The organism is Kitasatospora sp. NPDC085895 (assembly GCF_040702125.1).
GTDB classification, from domain to species: Bacteria; Actinomycetota; Actinomycetes; order Streptomycetales; family Streptomycetaceae; genus Kitasatospora; species Kitasatospora arboriphila.
On sequence record NZ_JBFBJY010000115.1, the window covers coordinates 1 to 5,922 of the forward strand.

Annotated in this window: 7 protein-coding genes; all 7 read right to left on the bottom strand. The window is 75.0% G+C overall.

The genetic code is table 11. From position 1 onward, the window contains the following. Window positions 1-173 precede the first annotated feature (173 nt). Window positions 174-1,118 (bottom strand): bifunctional DNA primase/polymerase, encoded by a 945-nt coding sequence (locus tag AB0442_RS38130; RefSeq protein ID WP_366168123.1) that lies wholly within the window; start codon window positions 1,116-1,118, stop codon window positions 174-176. Between the two features lie 65 nt (window positions 1,119-1,183). Beyond that, a complete protein-coding gene (locus AB0442_RS38135; protein WP_366168124.1) occupies window positions 1,184-1,552 on the bottom strand; it encodes a hypothetical protein in 369 nt (122 codons plus the stop codon). Further along, window positions 1,549-2,145, bottom strand: coding sequence for a hypothetical protein (locus AB0442_RS38140; protein WP_366168125.1), 597 nt, complete (start codon window positions 2,143-2,145; stop codon window positions 1,549-1,551). Before AB0442_RS38140 ends, AB0442_RS38135 begins: the two co-directional genes overlap by 4 nt. A 113-nt stretch (window positions 2,146-2,258) precedes the next feature. Then, window positions 2,259-2,732: a single-stranded DNA-binding protein gene (ssb, locus tag AB0442_RS38145; RefSeq protein WP_366168126.1), complete on the bottom strand. Its 474-nt coding sequence runs from the start codon at window positions 2,730-2,732 to the stop codon at window positions 2,259-2,261. 124 nt (window positions 2,733-2,856) lie between these two features. Continuing rightward, window positions 2,857-3,276, bottom strand: a complete 420-nt coding sequence (locus tag AB0442_RS38150) for a hypothetical protein (RefSeq protein WP_366168127.1) — start codon at window positions 3,274-3,276, stop codon at window positions 2,857-2,859. Window positions 3,277-3,300: 24 nt separating this feature from the next. Continuing rightward, complete coding sequence (locus AB0442_RS38155) at window positions 3,301-3,489, bottom strand: hypothetical protein (protein WP_366168128.1); 189 nt, start codon at window positions 3,487-3,489, stop codon at window positions 3,301-3,303. Window positions 3,490-3,724: 235 nt separating this feature from the next. Beyond that, the gene (locus AB0442_RS38160) at window positions 3,725-5,851 is read right to left on the bottom strand and encodes a hypothetical protein (RefSeq protein ID WP_366168129.1); all 2,127 of its coding nucleotides are present in this window, start codon (window positions 5,849-5,851) and stop codon (window positions 3,725-3,727) included. Window positions 5,852-5,922 lie beyond the last annotated feature (71 nt).

The window sequence follows — 5,922 nt, forward strand, 5'->3', positions numbered from 1 at the left end:
GAGGTGGGTGTGGGCGTCCCACAGCACCACGGCGACGTACGCGGCCTCCGAGGGGAAGACGTTGAAGCGGCGGTGGTGGGCCTCGACGGCGTCGAGCAGGGCGGCGCCGTCCTCGACCACGGTGCCGTCGGGGCCGGTGTTCTGGCTCTTAAGGGCGGGGGGCTGGGGGGCGGTCATGCGGCGTCTCCCGTGGGGTTGTTGGCGATGGACCAGGTGAGGGCGCTGCGGATGGTCGCGTCGACGTCGCGCGGGGGCAGGCCGGCCGCCTCGCCTGCTGCCTTAAGAGCGTCTTCGACTTCGCCGCGGCCGAGTTGGCCGTTGGCGATGAAGCGGCCCAGGGCGCGGGCGGCGCGGGTGAGGGCCCAGTTGCGGGTGCCCTCCGCGGCGGTGGCGACGTTGGCGGCCTCATTGCGCAGGGCCGCCGCCGCATACCCACCGGCGCGTCCGGCACGGACACAGGAAACGGCCCGAATCGGCCGCGCTGCTGGCGCAGGTGGGGCCAGGAGCGCGGCCAGCCAGGCGGGCAGCGGGACCGGTTCGGCGTCGTGCTCGACGGTGTACGGCCGGCCGCCGACCACCGAGCCGGGAGCGACCACGTAGCCACCGGCGGCCCGGGTGTCGATCTTCCAGCCGAGCCCGCGACCCCGGTCGCCGCTGCTGTTCCGCAGGGCGAGGCCGGACGGGGCGGCGAAGTACAGGTGCAGCCCGCCAAGCCGGGTGCGGACGGTGAACGTGCCCACCGGGTACGGCTGCCGGTGCCGCTCGCACAGGGCGGCGAGGACGTCGGCGCCGTCCCGAACCCCGAGCGTCGCCCACGGCTCGGGCGGGGTGTCGCCGGGGTGCTTGGGCACGTCCAGATCAACCACCACCAACCCAGATGGGCCGGTGGCGACACCGATGTTGTACGGGCCGTGGCCCCACGCCCGGCGGATCGCGGCGGGGTCGGTGGTGGCGCGCTGCTCCCAGCGTTGGTGGCTGGTGGTGCAGGGGCCGGTGCGGGGGCAGTGGTCTTCGGCGTGCAGGGCGGGGCGCTTGCTGCCGGGGTGGAGCGGGAAGAGGTGGTGGCCGCGCTCGGCGGCGGCCAGGGCGGCGGTGAGCAGGGTGTTGGGTGCGGTCATCCGCGGGTGGTCCTTCCAGGGGCGCCCGCCGCCGGCCCGCGCACGGGCCGGCGGCGGGCGGAGGGTCACAGGTCGAACAGGCTGTCCGGCTCGGCGACCGGGGTAGTGGTGCGCTGCTGGCGGCGGGCGAGGGTGCGGGCGCCGTCGTGGCAGGTCGGGCACCACGTGGCGAGGGCGCGCTTGGGCAGGGCCGCCGTGCGGTGCGGGGGCAGCAACAAGTCGGCCGGGTCGGCGGGGGCGACGATCAGGCGGACGGTGCCGCCACCGTGGTGCTGCTGGTAGCCGCCGTGCTCGCGCTTACAGCGGCCACCGTCCTTGGCGTGGTTCTTGCCGCAGGCGCCGCGGCACTGGCAGCGGCCGGCCGCGGCGGCCAGCACGGCCAGCCAGATGCTGTCGGTGGCGCCGCCCAGCGGCGGCACCCGCCCCGGGGTCACCGGAGGGCTCCCGCGGTGAGGTCGTTGACCAGGTGGGCGTGCGCGTTCACGTGGCCGACCAGGGCGGCGATGACCTGCTTGGCCTGCCGGGTCATGTCCGGGCTCAGCTGGGTGCTGGACGGGGCGACCAACAGGTCGGCGGGGACCGGGATGAGGACGGTGGCGGTGAGGAGCAGGGAGGTGCGGTCGGTGCGGTCGGGCCGGGCGAGGGCGGTGAAGCCGGCGCGTCCGGTGGCCCACGGGTCCGGCTGCCAGTCGGCGACCATGCGGGCGGGCCAGGTGGCCAGGGCGCGGTGCCGCAGCGGGACCTCGATCCGCAGGGCCAGGTCGTCGGTGTCCTCGCCCTGGGTGGTGAGGGTGATGGTGTGGAGGTCGGGGCGGAGGTGGACGTAGCCGGGGGCCATGACCGGGGCGGTGGCGATCCGCCAGGCGGCGCGGGCGAATTCGGCCGGGCTGAGCGGGTCGCCGAAGTCGTTGAGCAGGGGGCTGTTGTTGGCGAGGTAGACGCCGAAGCGGGAGCGGCCGTCGGACGCCCGGGCCTTGTCGGTCTTGTCGTCGGTGAGGGCGAGCGTGCGGGTGGTGAACTCGGGCATGCTGGAGTCCTGGTTCGTCTCGTACGGACTGGATGGGCCCCGCAGCAGCCGCTCTCTGCCAAGAAATGACGGCCGCTGCGGGGCTTTGTGCTGATCGAGCTGTGTGGGGCTGCCTAGAACGGGGGCTCCGCGGTCGGCGCGGCGCCGGCCGGGGCGGGGGCGGTCCTGGCGGCGGCCCACGGGTCGTCGGCGGCCGGGGCCGGCCCGGTGGTGCCGGTGCGCTGGGTCTTGGTGACGGTGGCGGTGGCGAACTTGAGGCTGGGGCCGATGTCGTCGAGGTCGAGGCCGAGCATGGAGCGGTTCTCGCCCTCGGGGGTCTGCCAGTTGTGCTGGACGAGTCGGCCGGTGGCGACCACGCGCATGCCCTTGGTCAGGGTGTCGGCGGCGTGTTCGGCGATCTCGCGCCAGGCGGTGGTGCGCAGGAACAGCGCGGTGCCGTCCTTCCACTGGCCGGCGGTCTTGTCCCAGGTGCGCGGGGTGGAGGCGATGGTGAAGCGGGCCATCGCCACGCCGGTGGGGGTGAAGCGCAGTTCGGGGTCGTCGGTGAGGTTGCCGACGACGGTGATCGGGGTCTCTCCCACGGACACGGGGCCCTCCCAGGGGCGCTCGGTGGTGTCGGGAGCGGGTCTGTCCGTCCCCCGCACCGCCCGCGCGCCGGCCGCTGGTGGCGGCGGTGGCGCGGGCGGCACGGCCGGTCGGTACAGGCCGGGGTCAGCGGTTGCGGTTGGAGACGTTGACGGACAGGTTCACGGCGCCGCCTCGGCCGCTGCCTCCGGTGTTCTTGAGGAGCCAGGCGAGGGCGAGGACGGCGGCGAGCAGGCCGAGCCCGGTGGTGGCGGCGGCGACCGCCTGGAACAGGAAGCCGAGACCGATGCCGGCGGCGCCGGCGCCGATCCCGCCGGCGAGCAGCCGGGCCGGCCACACGTCCCGGCCCGCCGCCGGGGCCGGGCTGGGCAGGTAGACGGCGGTGGGCTCGATCGGCGCCGCGGCCTGCTGGCGCGTCAGGTGCGGTGCCGGTGCAGGCCGGTAGACGGTGAGCGGGGCGGCGGTGGGCGGTGCGGTGTAGAGGGGTTGGCCGTCGGCGGTGTAGAGCACCGCCGGAGCGGGCGCGTGCAGCGGGGCGTTGTGCATGGCGGTGCTCTCCTCGGGGCTGGGTCAGTGGTGGGTGATGAGGGCGGCCAGGGCGGTTAGAAAGGTGTTGACGGGTCCGGCGGCGCCGGTGGAGGCGAGGGTGAAGCCGGACAGCCAGAGCGTTCCGGCGGTGGGCAGGGAGACGCGCCGGCCGCGGATCAGCAGGACGCTGATGGTGGCGAACAGGACGGTCAGGCTGATGGAGACGATCACGAGCTGGGGTCCCTTTCCGGGCGTCGGTACGGGGTGCGGGCGGCGCCGCCCGGAGGGTCCGGGCGGCGCCGTGGTGCCTGTTGGCTGCCTGTTGTGTGGCCTGTCTGTCGCCTGTTGCCTGTCGCCTGTCTGTCGCCTGTAGTCCCGCAGGTCAGACAGGGGGATGACAGGCCCGGGAGCGTCCGAACCCCTCTCCACGCAGCGGGGACGACAGGCGACAGACAGGCGCCGCGGGTCAGTCCTCGGCGGGCGGCTGCGGGGCGTGCCGGTGGTGGACGTAGCGGGCCTTGCTGCCCTCGCCGACCCGGACGACCTCGCCCGCCTCCGCCCACGCCTTGAGCCAGCCGACGATCGTCGGCCGGGTGGTGCCGAACTCGGGCCGCAGGACCTTCTCCATCGCGGACGCGCCGGTCCCGTTCGGCCCGGCGGAGAGCAGCAGGGCCAGCGCGGCGTCCTTGGCGCCGGGCTCCTCCGGGGTGGCCGGCTCGCGGCCGCTGGTCCAGGTGGACGGGTCGGACCAGTCGGTGGCGCTCGCGCCGCCGCTGCCGGGCTCGTCCGCCGGGGGCAGCAGCCAGATCGATTCCAGGTCGTCCGGGTCGACGGCCGGGGTCTGGTCCCAGTGGGCGGTGTGCTTCCACCCGCCGGGCAGCGGGCCGGTGTTCAGCCCTCGCTCGGTGTCGCCCGCCGCGGGTGCCGGTGCGGGGCCGCCGGCCGGGACCGGGGTGGGCTCGCTCCACAGGTGGCCGCAGCGCTCGATCAGCCACCGGTTCACGTAGTCCGGGCCGGCGGCCTCCAGCGACGGCGCGTCGAGCTGGGGGCGGCGGTGGGCGGTGCGGGCGCAGACGTCCTCGATCTGGGCGGGGGTGATGCGCCACTGGCGGCCCTTGGCGGGCTGCTTGCCCTCGGTGCCGACCAGCAGCGAACCCGGCCCGTCGAAGCTGTCCTCGGCGCGCAGGGCGCGCCAGCCGAAGAGGTGGCCGAGCTCGGAGTCCTCGAACGCCCCGGTCGCGACCCGGTTGGACGCCATCTTGCGGACCAGCGGGTCCGGCATGACGTCCTGCGTCACCCGCAGCACGGAGACCACGGCCCGGATCGCCATGGCCCGGGCGATCCGGATCACCTCCGACACCCCGGCGAGCACCTGGCGGGCCTCGCGGGTGGCGGCGACCTCGGCGCCCTCATCCATGACGATCACGATCTCCGGGATGTCGGGGCCGACCGGGAGCTTGTCGTCGTTGGCGTCGCGCATGGCGTCCTGGTAGGCGACCTTGCGGCGCTTGGCGATCCGCACCGCCGCCTCCAGCATCCGCTTCGCCTCCGCCGGGGTCGAGGCGACCCAGTCCACGCCCGGCACCGGGATGTCCGCTTCGGCCCAGCGCGAGCCGGCGCGGTGGATTTGGGCGTCGCGCCAGGCGTTCAGCCAGGGCAAGCCGATCGATCCGGCGTTGAGGTCAATCACCCACACCAGGGTGTCGTTGGTCTGATTCAGCAGGGCGATCAGGGCGTGCAGCCAGTTCGTCTTGCCGGACCCGGTCGGGCCGGTGACGATCGTGGACGCCTGCCGCAGGTCCAACTCCGCCCGCGCCCCGTCCGAGAGCAGCCCGACCGGGACCGGATTGTTGACCGTGGTGACCTCGGCCAACTCGTCGACCGGGAAGGGCAGCTCGACGCCGGCCAGGGACTTGGTGGTCACCATGACCAGCACCCGGCGCCGGGAGATGCCGGGCGACGTCTGGAGACCGCAGCCCTCGGGCAGGTCCAAATCGGAGCCGAGGGCCTCGGTGCGGTCGGTGATGGCACGGCGGGTGGTGCCGCCCTCGGGCAGCTCCAGCTCCAGGGTGTAGCCGGCGCCGGACGGCCAGTGCTCGATGCCGAGCACCACCACGTCGACGTTGCAGACGCGCTTGATGCGGTTGGTCCAGTCGGCGGCCATCTGCCGGCGGGCGCCGATCAGCAGCAGGTGCCGCCTTGCCTCCTGCTCGACCTGCTCGTGTCCGGCGAGGACCGGGGCCAGTGTGCCGGTGGCGATCCCGGCCACCGCCAGGGAGCCGAGGTGGGGCCAGGTGAAGGGGCCGCCGTGGGCGATCGCCCACGAGGTCCAGCCGCCGGCGGTGAGCCAGCAGGCGGCGCGGAACGTCGTGGTGGCGGCGGTCAGCCGCCGGCGGGTGGCGGCGAGCGTGGCGCCGAGGGCTCCGGCCGCGCCGGCGGCGAGCGCCCAGCCGGCGGGCATGCCGGTGGCGTGGCCGAGGCTGGCGGTGGTGAGGGCGCCGAGGGTGCCGTTGACGGTGCCGGACAGCACCCCGTGGCCGGCCTTCCAGTCGATCGTGAACGGCGGTGGGTTCTTGCTCTTGCGGGTGGTCATGGGGCGGTTCCTCCGCGGGAAGCGGCCGGGCCGCCCCCCCGTGGGGGGGGGGGCGGCCCGGGGTGGTGGGT